Source organism: Kitasatospora sp. NPDC056651, assembly GCF_042792155.1.
In the GTDB taxonomy this organism is placed as follows: Bacteria; Actinomycetota; Actinomycetes; order Streptomycetales; family Streptomycetaceae; genus Kitasatospora.
Genome location: NZ_JBHTWX010000046.1, coordinates 1 through 15,125 on the forward strand (window position 1 = coordinate 1; position 15,125 = coordinate 15,125).

Consider the following 15,125-nt stretch of genomic DNA (forward strand, 5'->3'; position numbering starts at 1 on the left):
GGCCCCCCGCGGGGGTGTGGCGGGCGGGGCCCACGGCGGGTTCGTCAGGAGCGGCGCGTCACATGTTGATCATGTGACCGGCGAGGCCGTGGATGGCCTCCTTGACCGCCTCGCCGAGGGTCGGGTGGGCGTGCACGTTGCGGGCGACCTCGTGGACCGTCAGGTCCCACTGCTGGGCCAGCGTCAGCTCCGGCAGCAGCTCGGTGACCTCCGGGCCGATCAGGTGGGCGCCGAGCAGCTCGCCGTGCGCGTTGTCGCTGATGACCTTGACGAAACCGATCGGGTGGCCGAGGCCGTGTGCCTTGCCGTTCGCGGTGAACGGGAACTTGGCGACCTTGACGTCGTACCCCAGCTCGCGGGCCTGCGCCTCGGTGTAGCCGAAGGACGCGACCTGCGGCTGACAGTAGGTGGCGCGCGGGATCATGACGAAGTCGACCTCCATCGTCTCCGCCCCGCCGATGGTCTCGGCGGCGATCACGGCCATCGTCTCGGCGGCGTGCGCGAGCATCAGCTTGGCCGTCACGTCGCCGATCGCGAAGATGTGCTCGACGCTGGTGCGGCCGCGGCCGTCCACCGCGATGGCGTTGCGGTCGGTGAGCTTGACCCCGGTGTTCTCCAGGCCGTAGCCGTTGACGCGCGGCGCGAAGCCGATCGCCTGGAGCACCTTGTCGGCCTCCAGCACCTGCTGCTGCCCGTCCTTGGTGACGGTGACCCGGACCTTGGCGTTCGGGTCGCTGTCGTCGATCGACTCGACCCGGGTGGAGGTCAGCACCTCGATGCCCAGCTTGCGGTACTGCTTGGCCAGTTCGGTGGAGACCTCGACGTCCTCCAGCGGCACCACGCGGTCCAGGAACTCGACGATGGTGACCTTCACGCCGTAGTTGTGCAGCACGTACGCGAACTCGACGCCGATCGCGCCGGCGCCCGCGATGACGATGCTCTCCGGCAGCTGCTCGGTGAGGATCTGCTCCTCGTAGGTGACCACGCGCTCGCTCAGGCTGGTGCCGGGCAGCAGGCGGGTGGTGGCACCGGCGGCGATGACGCAGTGGTCGAAGGTCACGACGTCGAAGCCGCCGCCGCTGAGCGCGACCTGGAGGGTGTGGTCGTCGACGAAGGTGCCCCAGCCGTCGTACTCGGTGATGCCGTTCTTCTTCATCAGGTAGTGGACGCCCTTGACCCGGCCGTCGGCCACCGTGCGGCTGCGCCGGAACGCCTCGCCGAAGTCGAAGGTCACCTGGCCGTCGACCTTGATGCCGAAGGTCTTGGCCTCCTTGGTGAAGATGTGGGCGAGCTCGGCGTTGCGCAGCAGGGCCTTGGAGGGGATGCAGCCGACGTTGAGGCAGACGCCGCCCCAGTACTTGGCCTCGATGACCGCGACCTTCAGGCCCAGCTGTGCCGAGCGGACGGCGGCGGTGTAGCCGCCGGGGCCCGCGCCGAGGACGACGACGTCGTAGTGCGTGCTCATGTTGCTGACTCCTCCGAGGGTGTCACGGTGTCGTGATCTCGGTCCCATGGTGTCAGGACCGGGCTCGGCGCACCCGCCGGGTCTCGGCGGACGCGCTCGCGGCACCGTACCGGCCCCCGGGCCGGATTGTCAGTCCCCTCCGCTACGTTGGCGGCCACCCGCACCCACCAGGGGCGATGACGGAGGGAGGTCCCGGATGGAGGCTTCGCGTACGGCGGTCGGGTGGGCCCGCAACCCGGGAGCGGCGGGCCCACCCCGGTCTCAGGCCGCCACCCCGTGGGAGGGGCTGCCGTTGATACCCGCCGCGGCGCCGGTGGCCGCCTTCGCGGCCGGGCGCTGCGCGGGGACGGGCTTGTGCAGCGAGGAGAGGTCCCAGGCGTAGGTGCCGACGGCGTTCGCGATCACGTCGATGTTGACGTCGAAGGCGCGCATGTCGATGTTGCCCAGGTCGTCGCAGGCCTTGTGGTAGCAGGCGTCGTAGGCGGCGCCCGCCTTGCCGCCGTAACGGGCCGCCTGCTCCGGGGACTTGAACTTCTCGGCGCCGGTGTCGGTACCGCCGGCCGGGATGCCCGCGTCGATGAACGGACCGTAGTCGGAGCGGCCGTCGAAGGCGGTCGGGTCGTGCGGCAGGCGGCGGCCGTCCAGGTAGCCGTTGAGGTCCCGCTCGATCTGCGCCGAGCCCTCGGGGCCCGCGTCGCCGCCGGCGCTGCCCGAGCCGTTGTAGACGAACTGCGCGTAGTTGGGGGATGCGATCATGTCGAAGTTGAGGTACAGGCCGATCTTCTTCCGATCCGCCTCGGAGAGGGAGTTCACGTACGCCTCGGCGCCCTTGAGGCCGAACTCCTCGGCGGACCACCAGGCGAACCTGACCTTGTTCTTCACCGGGTGCACGCCGAGGTTCTTCGCGACCTCCAGGATGCCGGCCGAGCCGGAGCCGTTGTCGTTGATGCCCGGCCCCTCGGGGACGGAGTCCAGGTGCGCGCCGACCATCACGGTGTTCCTCGGGTCGCCGCCGCGGGTCTCGGCGATGACGTTCCAGGTCTTGCGCGGCTCCATGTAGGTGCGGATGTCCAGCGTCACCCGGACGGGACCGGCGGCGGCCTCGGCGGCCAGGGCCTCACCGGCCGCCTTGGTGATCCCGCCGGTCGGGATCCTCCCGGCCGTCGGGTCGGTGAGCGTCCCGTTGAGGCTGCCCTCGATGTTGTTGTAGACGATCGCCCCGGCCGCCCCCGCGGCCGCCGCGGCGGCCTGCTTCTCCGCGAACGGGCAGCCGCCGCGGCGGATCAGCGCGATCTTTCCGGTGAACGCGCCGGCCGGGTAGTCGGCGGGCGCGCAGCCGGTGGCGGCGCTGACCGGAACGACGGCCAGGTCCGCGGTCAGGCCCTCCGCCGGGCCGCTCACCGAGTACGTCATGGCGATCACCGGCACCGACTCGGCCTTCGGGGACACCACGTCGAGGTGCTCCGAGCGGGCCTCGAAGAAGGTGTACGTGAACTCCTGCCTGGACACCTGGAGTCCGGCCCGCCGCGCCTGCTCGTAGACGTACCGGGCGGACTGGTCGTGCCCCTTCGAGCCGGCCACCCGGGTGCCGCCGTTGCGGTCCGCGATCTTCTGGAGCGCGGCCAGGGTGGCCCGGGCGTCCCGGGCGTCGCTGGCCTCGACCAGCCGGGCGGCGAGCTTGGCACCCTTGCGCGCCGGGTCCGGGTCCGCCGAGGCGCTGCCCGCGCCGGCCAGCAGCAGCGGGGCGACCAGGGCGGCGACGGTCAGCGCGGCGCCCGCGCCGCGCCGGGCGAGGGCGGGTCGCGGGCGTCCCGGGGAGACGACGGGGTCGTACGGGGTGGAACGGTCGAGCGGGGAGGTGGAGCGACGGGTGCGCAGCATCAGGGCAACTCCTTCCGACGGGCCGTGAGGACATGATTTGACCTGACCGGAATCCCGTTGCCAAGCCTTTACGCACACCTTGCGAGATGCGGTCCGCGACGCACGCGGTGATATTGGAGGGGTGGGGGCGTCTCATCCGGGAGTGTGACCAGATGTCCGTGTTGGATAAGCTCAAGAGCCTGCTGAAGGGCCACGAGGACCAGGCCGAGAAGGCCGTCGACAAGGCCGGCGACACGTTCGACCAGCGCACTCAGGGCAAGTACAGCAGCCAGACCGACGTCGCCCAGGAGAAGCTGAAGGAACAGTTCCGCGACCAGCCCCCGCAGTAGCGGACCGCACGGGACTCCATCGGGGCTCCGGGCCGGCGTCGTCCGGTCGGCTCACCAGCCCCGGCCCGGCCGGACGGCCGGACCGGGGCTCAGTCCTGGTCCGCCGCCTCGGGCGGCCCGCCCCCGGGCTCGCCCTCGCCGACCGCGCCGCAGTTCTCGCAGGGCCCCGGTCCGGGTCGCTCGCGCAGCCTTCCGCACTCCGGGCACACCCGGTCCAGCCAGCAGGCCGGCTCGCCGCCTTCGTCCATTCCGTCGATTCTGCCCGCCGTGCCCTCGCGGGCGCGATTAGACACTGTCTACGACTCCCTGGTAGACAGTGTCTTCATGACCGAACAGGAACGGGACCTCCGGGCCCGACTGGTGACCGCGGGCGTCGAGTTGGTGGCCGAGGGCGGTGTCCAGGCGCTCGGCCTGCGCGAGATCGCCCGCCGCGCCGGGGTCTCGCACGGCGCGCCCCGCCGCTACTTCCCCACCCACCGCGAGCTGCTCGCCGCCATCGCCCAGCAGGGCTTCGGCCGGCTCACCGACACCCTCGCGGGCGCCGACGCCGTCGCCGCCACCACCGGCGCCGACGCGCGCATCCGCCTCGACGCCCTCGCCCGTGCCTACCTCGGCTTCGCGGTCGCCAACCCCGGCATGTTCGAGCTGATGTTCCGCCACGACCTGCTGGAAGACAGCGGTGTCGAACTGCGCCACACCACCCTGCCGTTGTTCCGGACCTTCGTCGGGCTGGTCTCCGAGGTGCACCCGGGCTCCGACGACCCGGCCGCCGTCACCGCCGCCCTCTGGTCCAACCTGCACGGTCTCGCCCAGCTGCGCACCTGGGGCAGCCTGCGGCTGATCACCGGCAGCGACTCCGTCGAGCCGCTGCTGCGCACCGTGCTGGACGCCCACCTCGGCCCGGCCCCCCGGTGACGCCGACGCACCGCCGGGGGCTCGGCGCTCTCTTCCGGATCCTGCCCGGCGTCGCGCGCCCGGCAGGATCCGGAGGAGGGGGCGCAGTCCTCGCCGCGAGCATCACCGGCGCCGTCCTGGTCGCCGTCGACGGCACCGCGCTGGCCGTCGCCCGTCCCGTCCTCCAGCACGACCTGCACGCCTCCGTCGCCGCCGTCCAGTGGGCCGGAACCGGCTACCTCGTCGCCGTCGCCTCCCTGCTGGTCTTCGCGGGCCGGCTGGGCGACCGGTACGGGCACCGGCGGCTCTTCGCGCTCGGTGTGGCGGGCTTCGGCGCCGCCTCGCTCGGGATCGCGCTCGCCCCCGGCATCGGCTGGGTCATCGCGCTGCGAGTGGTCCAGGGCGTGGCGGGCGCCCTACTGCAACCGGCCACCCTGGGCATGCTGCGGGCCGCCTTGCCCACCGACCGGCTGGCCGCCCCGATCGCGATCCGCACCGCCGCCATCGGACTCGCCGCGGCGGCCGGGCCGCTGGTCGGCGGGGCGCTGACCGCGCACTTCGGCTGGCGGTCGATCTTCCTGCTGGGATTGTTGCCCGCCGCGGCCGCCCTGCTGTCGGTGCGCGCGGTGCCCGCCGCCGCGGCCCCGGCCGGGAGCGGCGCGAGCGGCTCCCGCCCTTCGGGCGCCGGGCGCGGCGCCGGGCTCGACCTGCCCGGCGCGGCCCTGCTCGCACTCGCGCTGGCCTGCCTGGTGCAGGCCCTGGTCGCGCTGCCGGAGGCCGGCTGGTCCGTCGGCCCGGTGCTCGGACTCGCCGCGGCCGCGGTCCTCGCGCTGCTGCTGGTCCGGCACGAACGCCGCGCCGCCCACCCCCTGCTGCCGCCCGCGCTGCTCGGCTCGGCGCTGGTCGCCCCGCCGCTCGGCGTCCTGCTCGCGGCCTCGGCGGCGCTCCAGGGCGCGCTCTTCCCGGCCACCTACTTCCTCCAGGACGTGCTCGGGCTCGACCCCCTGCAGAGCGCCCTGCGGGCGGCGCCGCTCGCCGTGGCGATGATCCTCGCGGCGCCCGGTTCCGCCCGGTTGACGAAGCGCCACGGCGAACGGGCGGTGGTCCTCACCGGGATGGCGATGATCACCGCGGGGGCGTTGCTGACCGCGCGGCTCGGACCGGGCTCCGGGACGGTCGCGATCGGCGGCTGCTTCGCCCTGCTCGGCGCCGGCTTCGGCGCGGTGATGGCCACCGCCACCGTGCTGCTGGTCCGGGGCGCTTCCACCACCCGGGCCGGTGTCGCGGGCGGCCTGCAGCAGACCGTGCTGAACATCGGCCCGGCACTGGGCATCGCCCTCGCCGCCACCGCCTCCGGCCGCACCGACCCCGGCGCGGCGCTCACACCCGCCGCGCTGACCATGGCGGCGGTGGCCGGTGCGGGGACACCGCTCGCCGTGCGGCTGCCCGGCCGGGCGGCGGGACCGGAGTCCGGCCGGCTGCCCGGTCGGGCCGCACCCGGTCGGACCGCGCCCGCGCCACCCGGGTCGGCAGCGGAGTCGGATCCGGTCACCGGCCGCTGACCGCCTCCCGCGCCGTCACACGCCGTCACACGCCGGTGACGCCGTCGACGCACTCCCGGATCAGGTCGGCGTGGCCGTTGTGGCGGGCGTACTCCTCGATCAGGTGCACCAGGATCCAGCGCAGCGAGACGCTGTCCGCGCCGATCACGGCCGCGTGCCGCGGGTCGAGCGGGCCGGCCGCGTCGAGCGGCTTGTCCGCGGTCAGGACCCGGCCGAGTTCGACCTCCGCCGTCCAGTCCGCCAGTGCCTCGGGCATCCCTCGCGCCGGGTCCAGTCCGTAGCCGTCGGCGTTGTCCGCGCCGTACACCGGCGGAACATCCCGGCCGGCGAACACCCGCTGGTACCAGTTGCGTTCGACCTCGGCCAGGTGCTGGACCAGGCCGAGCAGGGTCATCGGGGACGGCGGGACGGACGCCAGCCGTACCTGCCGGTCGTCGAGCCCGTCGGCCTTCCGCGCGAGCGTGGCCCGCTGGAAGTCCAACCAGCTCTCCAGCATGAGGCGCTCATCGGCGCGCGGGGGCGGGATCGGCCGCCCGTCCGGTGTGGTTGCCATGGTCCCCACCCTGGCACACGCCCCCGCTCGGGCCGGCGGAACGCCGACGCCCGCAGGAAGCCGACGGATTGGGCGGCCACCGCCCGGTCCTCGGTGGAGAGCGCGGTCAGCGGGCCGGCCGGCGCCGCGGAGGGCGCCGCCGCCATGCCGCGGCAGACCCTGGAGCCGACGCTGGTCCGAACGCTAGGCCGAACAGGCGAATCGAGAGTGGAAACGAAGGCGCACGCCCCTGCCGAACGACAGAGCGAAGACTCGGAATTGGGTCCTTCCGCATCTGGTTCCACCCGGCCCCGGCGTCGCTATGATGATCCGCCTCACGTCCTCGACGTCCCCTCCAGGGCGTGATCCGCCACCGCGCCCCGCCGTCCCCCTGGAGGCCGCCGTGCCCACTTCCGAGACCGCGGTCGAGGCCGCCGTCCACTCCACTCCGCTGCGGCGGGACGACATCCCCGGCTGGTTCTTCAGCCTCGACCGGGCGGCCTTCAGTCACCTGCTGTCCGCCCAGACCACGGCCGGCGTCACCGGCGACATCCTGGAGCTCGGCAGCTACCTCGGCCGCAGCGCCGTCCTGCTCGGTGACCACCTCCAACCGGGCGAGCGGCTGACGGTCTGCGACCTGTTCGACTCCGAGGCCGGCGACGCCGAGAACGCCGCCGAGATGGACATGTCCTACCGCAAGACCCTCACCCGAAGCGCCTTCGAGGCCAACTACCTCGCCTTCCACGGCGAGCTGCCCGAGATAGTGCAGGCCCCCACCTCGGTGCTGGCCGACGGCCGCGTCCGGGCCGACAGCTGCCGCTTCGTCCACATCGACGCCTCCCACCTCTACGAACACGTCGCCGGGGACATCACCGTGGCCCGCGCCGCGCTCGCCGAGAACGGCCTGGTCGCCCTGGACGACTACCGCTCCGAGCACACTCCGGGCGTCTCCGCCGCGGTCTGGGAGGCGGTGTTCACGCGAGGGCTGCGACCGGTGCTGCTCACCCCGATGAAGTTCTACGGCACCTGGGGCGACGCCGCGGCCGCCCGGGCGGTGCTGCGGGAGCGCGACTGGCAGGCCGAGGGGTACACCGCCGACGAGGACACCATCGCCGGTGCCCGGGTGCTGCGCCTCAACTACCGGGTGAAGGCCCCGGCCCACCGCTCCACCCCGCGCCGGCTCGCGCTGGAGCTGCTGCCCCCGGTCGCCACCAAGGCCACCCGCCGGATGCTCCGGACCCTGCGCGAGCGCCGCGCCGTCCCCCCGGTGCCGAGCAGCTGACCCCCCGGAAGGGGCCCGCCCCGCCCCCTCACCGGGCAGGGCGGGCCCCTTCGCCGTTCCACGTGAGCGCGGATTCAATCCAGCATATGAACGCGTTTTTGGTATTTCATATTTTCGACAATTCCTCACTCTCGCGAGTGAATCTCACTTAAAGATTTGCCCACGGAACGTTAAAGGCCGCATAGTGATGACACCTCAGTTCGGTCTAGTGAGGACCAAGTCCAGGCAAAGTCATCCCCAGCGAGGAGAAGGCCTTGTTCCACGGAAACACGGCATCGGACAACCCCGGGCGGCGCCTGCGCGCGCAGATCGCGAGCCAGGGGACGACGCCGCTGATCGGCGTCCACGACATGTACTCGGCCTCCATCGCGGCCGAGCACTACGACGGCATGTTCGTCTCCGGCTTCGGCTTCGCGGCCTCGTACTACGGGCTGCCCGACATCGGCTTCATCGCCTGGCCCGACATGGTGGGCTTCGTCGAGCGGCTGCGCGGGGCGTTCCCCCGGCACCATCTGCTGGTCGACATCGACGACGGCTACGTCGATCCGGAGGTGGCCTGCCACGTCGTGCGCAGGCTCGAACGGATCGGAGCGTCGGGCGTGATCCTGGAGGACCAGAAGCGGCCGCGCCGCTGCGGGCACGCGGACGGCAAGCTGGTGCTGCCGCTGGCGGAGTACCTGGAGAAGCTGGAGCTCGTCCTCGCCAACCGGACGGACTTGGTGGTGGTCGCGCGCACCGACGCCACCGAGGAGGAGGAGATCCTGCGCCGGGCCCGGGCGCTCGCCGCCACGGACGCCGACGTGGTGCTGGTGGACGGCGTGCGCGACGAGGAGTGGATCCGCCGGATCCGCCGGGCGGTCGGCGACAAGCCGCTGCTGTTCAACCAGATCGCGGGCGGCAAGTCGCCCCGGTTGTCCCTCTCCGAGCTGTCCGCGCTGGGGGTCGACGTGGCCATCTACAGCACGCCGTGCCTGTTCGCGGCGCACCGGGCGATGGACGAGGCGATGACGGAGCTGAAGAGCTCCGACGGGCGATTGCCCGCCCCGGCCGCGGGTCGGGAGCAGGTCGGCGTGCGGGAGTCCACCGAGCTGCTGGAGCGGAACATCTCGCGCTCCCGTGGGTTGATGGCGGTGTCGGCGTGAGCGCCGGGCTGCGCGGGCCCGCCCCGCCCTCGCCGGCCGCCGGGCTGCGGGCCACCGTGCTCGGGCTGGCCGGCGCCTGCGCCCTGCTCGCGGGCGCCGCGGCGCCCGCGGCGGCCGGTGGCTCTCTGGTCACCGTCGTGGACAACTCGAACGCCGACTCCTGGCTGGAGATCGACCGGACGGCCAACCTCCAGAACGGCAGCGGCTCCGCGGGCAGTGACCATGACGGCTCCGGCTCGCTGGTGGGCGGTCTGCTGGGGCCTGATTCCTCGTCCGGGCCCTCGCTCCGCCCGGCATCGGGAGGCGGCCCGTGACCGATCGCCTGGCGCGCCCGGAGTCCCCGTCCGGGCTCCGGGCGCGTGGGAGCCTGGAACGCAAACGGCGGGCACACCGGGACCAAGCGGCGACGGGGCGCCATCTCGGGCCCCGCTGCCGCGGGCTGCTGCGCCGCCGACCGGACTGGTACCTGGTGGCGCTGGCCGGGACGGTCGGGCTGGCGGCACTCCTCCCGGCCTCGGGCCCCTCCGCGCGGATCGCCGAGGTCGCCTGCGACCTCGCGGTGGCACTGCTGTTCTTCCTGTACGGCGCCCGGCTCTCCACCCGCGAGACGCTGGCCGGGCTGCGCCACCTGCGGTTGCACGCGCTGGTGTCGGCCGCCACCTTCGTCCTCTTCCCACTGCTCGGGCTGGCCACCGCGCTGCTCACACCCGTCCCGCTGACCGGGCAGCTGCAGACCGGAGTGCTGTTCCTCTGCCTGGTGCCCTCGACCGTGCAGTCCTCGGTGGCACTCACCGGCGTCGCCGGGGGCGACGTCCCGGCGGCGATCTGCGCGGGCACCTACTCCAGCCTGGCGGGGCTGGTGCTGACCCCGCTGTTGTCCGCCTGGCTGCTGGGTTCGCACACCCGGCTGTCCGCCGACGGACTGGTGCGGATCGGGCTCCAGTTGCTCGCGCCCTTCCTGCTGGGGCAGTTGCTGCGGCCCTGGCTCGGCGGCCTGCTGTCCCGGCACAGACGGGTGCTGACCCCGGTGGATCGCGGGTCGATCCTGCTGGTCGTCTACACGGCGTTCAGCGCGGCGGTGTCCCAGGGCATCTGGCACCTGGTCACACCACCGGCGCTGCTCGGGCTGCTCGCGGTGCTGCTGGCCCTGCTCGCCGCCGCCCTGGCGGTGACCGGGCTCTGCGCACGGCTGCTGGGGCTCGACCGGCCGGCCACCATCGCGGCGGTGCTGTGCGGTTCGCAGAAGAGCCTGGCCAACGGCCTGCCGATGGCCACCGTCCTGTTCGGCCCGGCAGCGGGGCTGATGGTGCTTCCGCTGATGCTCTACCACCAGCTCCAGTTGGTGGTCGGCTCGCTGCTCGCCGGCCGCTGGTCGCGGGCACCGGCCGCGATCACCGGCCCGGACGCTCCGCCGGCGCCCGGGTGACCTTCAACGTGACCCGGGCGGGCACCTGGCACCTGGCACCTGGGCGTGAACGCCGCGCCAGCACGGATCGGCGTTCACGCCCGGCCTGGCCGTAACCCGGGTGCGCCGGTGCACCACGCTTCGACAGGATGTGCCGGGTCAACGACCCGAAGGGGAGAGTCCGATGTCGACGTACGACGTGCTCGTCGTGCTGCCGCCGATGCCACCCGAGCAGTACCGCGAGGCCTTGGTCGCCGCCCTCATGCCGTACCACAGCGAACTCGAAGTGGCCCCCTACCGGGAGTACGAACCGGCGGACCCGAACAGCGTGTACTGGGTGCGGATGAACAGGGAGAGCGGTCTCCTCCCGAACCGGGAGGGCATGGGCTGGGCCGAGATCGCCGACCTGAAGAACTCCGCGGCCGGGAGAGCCCCCGGTGACCCCGGCCACCTCTACGTCGACGAGGCCGGACGTTGGAGCGACCTGCGCGACGACGGCTGTCTGCGGGACGCCAACGCCTACGTGGACACCCTGGATCCGGAGGCCGTGGTCCTGGACGTGTGCTGCCACTGCTGACGGAACGACGGACCGACGGATCCGGCCAGGGACCGCGGGGAAGGCGACGGTGACGAGGAACGAACCGGGGGCGCGGCCCGGCCCTCATCCCCCTTCGGCGGGCGTGCTGAGGGCAGTGGCCGGAAGGACGGGCAGCGGTCCCTCGGGCGGCAGCCTCCAGGCGTCCGGCTCGGGGGCGAACGGACCGCTGCGGTCCCGGAGCTGGGCGAGGGCGAGGTCGCGGGCCCGGTCCACCTGCCGGTGGGTGGCCTCGTCGACGACACCGAGGCGCCGGGCCTGGGCGTACTCGTCCTCGTCCTTCCAGCTGTACGTCGACAGGTCGGGGTCGATCACCAGGTCCAGGAAGAGGTCGAAGGTGTCGACGCCGATGGCCGTCCGCCGGTACGGGCGCTCGAAGTTGACGTACCAGCGCAGTGGCCGCCCCTCCGGCGTCAGGAAGCGGTGCACGCTGAACGGCGCTCCGGCGGTGAACCGGCCGACCACGACGGTGTCTCGCCAGGTCCAGTGGTCGAGCTCCCACTGGCCGGCGGCGAGGTCGTCGATGCAGCCCGATCGGGTGCCCCCGGCCCGGGCGGCGGCGGCCCAACGGGCCGGAACCAGGCTGTCGGTCCCCGGGCGGGCGGCGATGGTCAGGGTGGCGCCGTCATCGGCGAGCACCGTGTAGGGCATGGCCGACCAGACCCGGCCGTGCACGACGTCCCGTCGGACGGCGGTAGCGCCCGGGGCGAACACCGGGGCCGTCACCGGACGTAGTAGGCGCGGTTGTGGGCGGCGACCGGCGGGGACTGGTAGGTCCAGACCCCGGCCGCCGGGGCGTCGGCGATGAGGTGGGCGAGGTCGCGGGCCGACTCCTCGGCGGGGTTTCCGAGGTCGAGCCGGACGCGCTCGGCGCTCCGGTCGTCCAGGGTGTAGTAGCGATAGGGCTGGTACACGCCGAGTGGTCCGGCCAGCAGCTTGCCCTCGTCGTCGGTGCCGTAGCCGGTGATCGGGGTGTTGTTGACGGACTCGGGGGTGAGGCCGATCAGGTTCACGTCCAGGGCGAGGAGTTCCTCGTCGTGGCGGCGCAGCCCGTCGGACCCGAGGGTGGCCCGGCGGCAGGACACGGACCAGCGTTCGCGCACGGCGGCCGCGTTGAGGGAGGGCAGGGTGGTGTCGAACCAGCCCGGGTGCTTGGGCTCGGCGTAGAGCCGGCGCCCGGCGTCGATGGCGAGCGGGTTGTCGCAGAGCACGTGCAACCGGGCGATGCCGAGCAGCTTGGTCTGGTCGTAACCCCGGGCGTACTGACCGTAGTTGACCACCGGGATCCGCTCCTCGGCGAAGAGCGGATGGGCGACCAGGTTGATCTCCAGCTCCTGGGTGATGCCGCCGCCGTTCGGATACTGGGCGAAGTAGAGCTGGTAGTTGAGCGAGACGCAGGCTCCGCCGTCGAACCTGGCGGCGTTCAGCCCCGGGTGGCGCTTGGCGAGCAGCTCCCGGGCCCGCCCAAGGTCGACCAGGTAGTCGACGCCGATGTTGTGCAGCGCGCCGTAGTGGAAGGGCAGGTGGTACGGCTCCGGTACGGGCGGCAGCGGCAAGCCGGTCATGAGGGCTCCGGGGGCGTGGGAGAGGGCGAGGAGGACGGAAGCGCGGGGGAAGCGGCCGGTGGCAGCACGGCCGCCGGGCGGTGCAGCTCCAGCAGGTCGCGGTGCATCCGTTCGACGCTGCGCAGGGCGAGGGCGGCCATGGTGAGCGACGGGTTGGAGGTGCCCAGGGACGGCATCGAGCCGCAGCCGACGGCGTACAGGTTGGGGTGGTCCCAGCAGCGCTGCCACTGGTCCACCACCGAGGTCGCGGGCGAGTCGCCCATGATGTGGGTCCCTCCGGCGTGGCCGGCGCCCCGGTAGCCGTGGACGGCCCCCCGGTGTTCGAGCCGCCCCGGCCACCCGGCCGCCGGGTAGGCGGTGTGGTCCTCGGCGCCGAGCAGCGCGAACAGCTGGTCGGAGACGGCCCGGGCCGAGGCCATGCCCTCGCGGACGTACTCCGAGAGGTCGTAGTGGAGGGCCGGGCTCGGCAGTCCGAGCGGGTCGCGCCGGTCCGGGTCCAGGGTGACCCGGTTGGCCGGGTCGGCCGGCTGCTCCAGCTCGAACTGGAGGGAGAACTGACGGCCCAGCCGGTCGCCGAGCCGCTCGCGCAGTTCCTTGCCGCGCAGGCCCGCCGCGGCCATCGCCGCCGCCTCGGTCTCCGGCGCGCCGCCCGCCCAGGACCAGCCCCAGTTGCCGATCTCGATCCGGAACGGCGCCCGGCGGCGGCGGCCCACGCCGAAGCGGAACGACTCCAGGCCACTGGTGGAACCGGGCCCGCGATGGGGACCGACGGGTCTGGGCATCAGCCCCCAGGTGAGCAGGGCCGGGTGGTCCATCAGGTTCCGGCCGACCTGGTCGCTGCGGTTGGCCAGGCCGGAGAGGAGCAGCAGCCGGGCGTTCTCGATCGCGTGCGCGGCGAGGACCACCAGGTCTGCGGGCACCCGGTGGACCCTGCCGCCCGCGAGGTACTCGACTCCGTCGGCCCGCCCGGTCTCCGGGTCGGCCAGCACCCGGCTGACGACGGCCTCCGTGCGCAGTTCGACGCCGGCCGCCCAGCGTGCCTGGGTGCGCAGCGGGGTGTACTTGGCTCCGCTCGGGCAGGCCGGGACGCAACTGGCACTGCCCGCGCAGAGCGGCCCGTCGGCGGAGCCGGGCCGGGTCGGCACGCCGTTGCGGGCGTGCGGGGTGGCGGTGACGGCGAGCCGGGCCGGGCCCGGCTCGGCGGGGTCGCGGACGGTCCGGCCGTCGAGGACACGGGCCAGCTGCCGGTCGAGGTAACTGGCCGGGATGGCGCGCATCGGGAAGTCGTAGCCGTCCGGGATGGGCAGTCCGACGGCGCGGCGCTGCTCCTCGGCGTCGGCGGCGACGCCGAGTTCCCGCTCGGCCTCGCGGTAGTGGGGCTCCAGGTCGTGGTAGCCGATCGGCCAGCTGCGGCCGTGGCCGAGGTCGCCGGTGTGGAAGTCCTCGGGGTGCATGCGCGGGGTGAGGCCGGTCCAGAGCAGACCGGTGCCGCCGTTGGCGCGCAGGTAGCCGCTGGCGTAGGGCAGCGGCCCGTACTGGCGGAGGTGGCCGGTGGCGGTGAAGCCCCCGTCCGGGCGGCCGGTGAGGTCACCGACGTCCGGTGACGGGGCGTCGGGGTTGTGCGGGTAGGGCGAGGTGGGCGGTCCGCCACCGGCCGCCCGGTGGGCGGTGGAGACCTCGGCTCCGGTGGGCGCGGCCGGCCCGGCCTCCAGCACGAGGACCCGCCAGCCCTGCGCCCCGAGCCGGTGGGCGACCAGCGTCCCGGCGAAGCCCGCGCCGACCACGACGGCGTCCCAGCGCGCGCTCATCGGCCCTCACCCCGGGGTGTCGCACTCCCCGGCGCCGGCTCGGCTCCGCTCGGAGGATCGGCCGCCGCCGAAGCCCCGTGCGGAGCCGCTGCCGACGCGCTCTCCGAAGCCCCTGCCGAGACCGCTGCCGACGTGCCCGCCGGGGCTCCTGTGGTGGGTCCTCCCGGCACCTCCGCTCCGCGCGGCGCCTCGGCCCAGCTGCCGTGGCCGGGGGCGGCGGCACCGGGCGGGCCGGCGTGGAAGGTCCGCCAGACCAGCCCCTGGTCGCGGGCGCGGGCGGAGGAGGGCGCCTCTCCGGGCCAGGTGCCGACGTACCAGAGGTGGACCAGGGCGTGCTCGTCGCGGACCCGGTGGGCCAGCGTGGTGCGGTGGTGCTCGTCCGCCATGCCGGTGGCGCGCAGCTCGGGGACGTCGAAGCCGGTCAGCTCGGCGCAGACGCGCAGGAACTCGTCGAGGTCGGCCAGGGCGTCGACGTACTGGTTCGCGACGGGGTCCCAGCACTCCACCAGGTCGTAGTCGGCCGGGCGGTCGTCGGACACGGACACGCGGGCACCCCCAGGATCGGCAACGGGTGGCCGAGGCATGACACGCCGTACGGCACGACCGTTCGGCGTGACAGGCCCCACAACACGGCAGGTCCGGAGCGCCGGGCCTCACCGCACGGC

At 73.7% G+C, this 15,125-nt stretch carries 16 protein-coding genes; 8 read left to right on the top strand and 8 right to left on the bottom strand.

Translation table 11 applies throughout. The features are described from left to right. Nucleotides 1–58 precede the first annotated feature (58 nt). Both lpdA and ACFRAR_RS19300 read right to left on the bottom strand, forming a co-directional pair. A complete protein-coding gene (gene lpdA / locus ACFRAR_RS19295; RefSeq protein WP_380699309.1) occupies nucleotides 59–1,465 on the bottom strand; it encodes a dihydrolipoyl dehydrogenase in 1,407 nt (468 codons plus the stop codon). A 261-nt stretch (nucleotides 1,466–1,726) separates the two neighbouring features. Next, nucleotides 1,727–3,346 carry a M28 family peptidase gene (locus ACFRAR_RS19300; RefSeq protein WP_380699310.1) on the bottom strand — a complete coding sequence of 540 codons (1,620 nt, stop codon included), beginning with the start codon at nucleotides 3,344–3,346 and terminating at the stop codon, nucleotides 1,727–1,729. A 152-nt stretch (nucleotides 3,347–3,498) separates the two neighbouring features. Here ACFRAR_RS19300 and ACFRAR_RS19305 point away from each other — a divergent pair, with 152 nt between their 5' ends. Further along, a complete protein-coding gene (locus tag ACFRAR_RS19305; RefSeq protein WP_380699311.1) occupies nucleotides 3,499–3,675 on the top strand; it encodes an antitoxin in 177 nt (58 codons plus the stop codon). A gap of 89 nt (nucleotides 3,676–3,764) precedes the next feature. On the opposite strand, the gene ACFRAR_RS19310 is transcribed toward ACFRAR_RS19305, so the two are convergent. After that, entirely contained in the window at nucleotides 3,765–3,923 is a 159-nt protein-coding gene (locus ACFRAR_RS19310; RefSeq protein ID WP_380699312.1) for a hypothetical protein, read from the bottom strand. A 76-nt stretch (nucleotides 3,924–3,999) separates the two neighbouring features. Between ACFRAR_RS19310 and ACFRAR_RS19315 the strand changes: the two genes are divergently transcribed. Continuing rightward, nucleotides 4,000–4,590, top strand: coding sequence for a TetR/AcrR family transcriptional regulator (locus tag ACFRAR_RS19315; protein ID WP_380699313.1), 591 nt, complete (start codon nucleotides 4,000–4,002; stop codon nucleotides 4,588–4,590). Beyond that, complete coding sequence (locus ACFRAR_RS19320) at nucleotides 4,587–6,131, top strand: MFS transporter (RefSeq protein ID WP_380699314.1); 1,545 nt, start codon at nucleotides 4,587–4,589, stop codon at nucleotides 6,129–6,131. Before ACFRAR_RS19315 ends, ACFRAR_RS19320 begins: the two co-directional genes overlap by 4 nt. A gap of 25 nt (nucleotides 6,132–6,156) precedes the next feature. Here ACFRAR_RS19320 and ACFRAR_RS19325 read toward each other — a convergent pair whose 3' ends face one another. After that, nucleotides 6,157–6,684 (bottom strand): DinB family protein, encoded by a 528-nt coding sequence (locus ACFRAR_RS19325; RefSeq protein WP_380699315.1) that lies wholly within the window; start codon nucleotides 6,682–6,684, stop codon nucleotides 6,157–6,159. A gap of 382 nt (nucleotides 6,685–7,066) precedes the next feature. Between ACFRAR_RS19325 and ACFRAR_RS19330 the strand changes: the two genes are divergently transcribed. The 5 genes from ACFRAR_RS19330 (at nucleotide 7,067) to ACFRAR_RS19350 (ending at nucleotide 11,069) form a co-directional block, all read left to right on the top strand. Then, on the top strand, nucleotides 7,067–7,945 hold the full coding sequence (locus tag ACFRAR_RS19330; RefSeq protein WP_380699316.1) for a class I SAM-dependent methyltransferase: 879 nt from the start codon (nucleotides 7,067–7,069) through the stop codon (nucleotides 7,943–7,945). 254 nt (nucleotides 7,946–8,199) lie between these two features. Then, the gene (locus ACFRAR_RS19335) at nucleotides 8,200–9,087 is read left to right on the top strand and encodes an oxaloacetate decarboxylase (protein WP_380699317.1); all 888 of its coding nucleotides are present in this window, start codon (nucleotides 8,200–8,202) and stop codon (nucleotides 9,085–9,087) included. Beyond that, nucleotides 9,084–9,401 carry a hypothetical protein gene (locus ACFRAR_RS19340; protein WP_380699318.1) on the top strand — a complete coding sequence of 106 codons (318 nt, stop codon included), beginning with the start codon at nucleotides 9,084–9,086 and terminating at the stop codon, nucleotides 9,399–9,401. The genes ACFRAR_RS19335 and ACFRAR_RS19340 overlap by 4 nt, the downstream gene beginning before the upstream one ends. 125 nt (nucleotides 9,402–9,526) lie before the next feature. Then, nucleotides 9,527–10,513, top strand: coding sequence for a bile acid:sodium symporter family protein (locus ACFRAR_RS19345; RefSeq protein WP_380699360.1), 987 nt, complete (start codon nucleotides 9,527–9,529; stop codon nucleotides 10,511–10,513). A gap of 163 nt (nucleotides 10,514–10,676) precedes the next feature. Then, nucleotides 10,677–11,069 carry a hypothetical protein gene (locus tag ACFRAR_RS19350; RefSeq protein ID WP_380699319.1) on the top strand — a complete coding sequence of 131 codons (393 nt, stop codon included), beginning with the start codon at nucleotides 10,677–10,679 and terminating at the stop codon, nucleotides 11,067–11,069. A gap of 84 nt (nucleotides 11,070–11,153) precedes the next feature. Here the strand turns inward: ACFRAR_RS19350 and ACFRAR_RS19355 are convergent, their stop codons facing one another. From ACFRAR_RS19355 to ACFRAR_RS19370, 4 genes are read right to left on the bottom strand one after another with little or no spacing between them, the layout of a single operon-like run. After that, nucleotides 11,154–11,813 carry a DUF402 domain-containing protein gene (locus ACFRAR_RS19355; protein WP_380699320.1) on the bottom strand — a complete coding sequence of 220 codons (660 nt, stop codon included), beginning with the start codon at nucleotides 11,811–11,813 and terminating at the stop codon, nucleotides 11,154–11,156. After that, nucleotides 11,810–12,652 (bottom strand): hypothetical protein, encoded by an 843-nt coding sequence (locus ACFRAR_RS19360; protein WP_380699321.1) that lies wholly within the window; start codon nucleotides 12,650–12,652, stop codon nucleotides 11,810–11,812. The genes ACFRAR_RS19355 and ACFRAR_RS19360 overlap by 4 nt, the downstream gene beginning before the upstream one ends. Further along, complete coding sequence (locus tag ACFRAR_RS19365) at nucleotides 12,649–14,460, bottom strand: GMC family oxidoreductase (protein WP_380699322.1); 1,812 nt, start codon at nucleotides 14,458–14,460, stop codon at nucleotides 12,649–12,651. Before ACFRAR_RS19365 ends, ACFRAR_RS19360 begins: the two co-directional genes overlap by 4 nt. Continuing rightward, nucleotides 14,457–15,005, bottom strand: a complete 549-nt coding sequence (locus ACFRAR_RS19370) for a hypothetical protein (protein WP_380699323.1) — start codon at nucleotides 15,003–15,005, stop codon at nucleotides 14,457–14,459. Before ACFRAR_RS19370 ends, ACFRAR_RS19365 begins: the two co-directional genes overlap by 4 nt. Nucleotides 15,006–15,125: the final 120 nt, after the last annotated feature.

Excerpts from the sequence above, each read along its gene's own strand:
- ACFRAR_RS19350 (WP_380699319.1), top strand. The coding sequence starts at position 10,677 with ATGTCGACGTACGACGTGCTCGTCGTGCTGCCGCCGATGCCACCCGAG.
- ACFRAR_RS19300 (WP_380699310.1), bottom strand. The coding sequence starts at position 3,346 with ATGCTGCGCACCCGTCGCTCCACCTCCCCGCTCGACCGTTCCACCCCG.
- ACFRAR_RS19325 (WP_380699315.1), bottom strand. The coding sequence starts at position 6,684 with ATGGCAACCACACCGGACGGGCGGCCGATCCCGCCCCCGCGCGCCGAT.
- lpdA (WP_380699309.1), bottom strand. The coding sequence starts at position 1,465 with ATGAGCACGCACTACGACGTCGTCGTCCTCGGCGCGGGCCCCGGCGGC.
- ACFRAR_RS19315 (WP_380699313.1), top strand. The coding sequence starts at position 4,000 with ATGACCGAACAGGAACGGGACCTCCGGGCCCGACTGGTGACCGCGGGC.
- ACFRAR_RS19310 (WP_380699312.1), bottom strand. The coding sequence starts at position 3,923 with ATGGACGAAGGCGGCGAGCCGGCCTGCTGGCTGGACCGGGTGTGCCCG.
- ACFRAR_RS19305 (WP_380699311.1), top strand. The coding sequence starts at position 3,499 with ATGTCCGTGTTGGATAAGCTCAAGAGCCTGCTGAAGGGCCACGAGGAC.
- ACFRAR_RS19365 (WP_380699322.1), bottom strand. The coding sequence starts at position 14,460 with ATGAGCGCGCGCTGGGACGCCGTCGTGGTCGGCGCGGGCTTCGCCGGG.
- ACFRAR_RS19360 (WP_380699321.1), bottom strand. The coding sequence starts at position 12,652 with ATGACCGGCTTGCCGCTGCCGCCCGTACCGGAGCCGTACCACCTGCCC.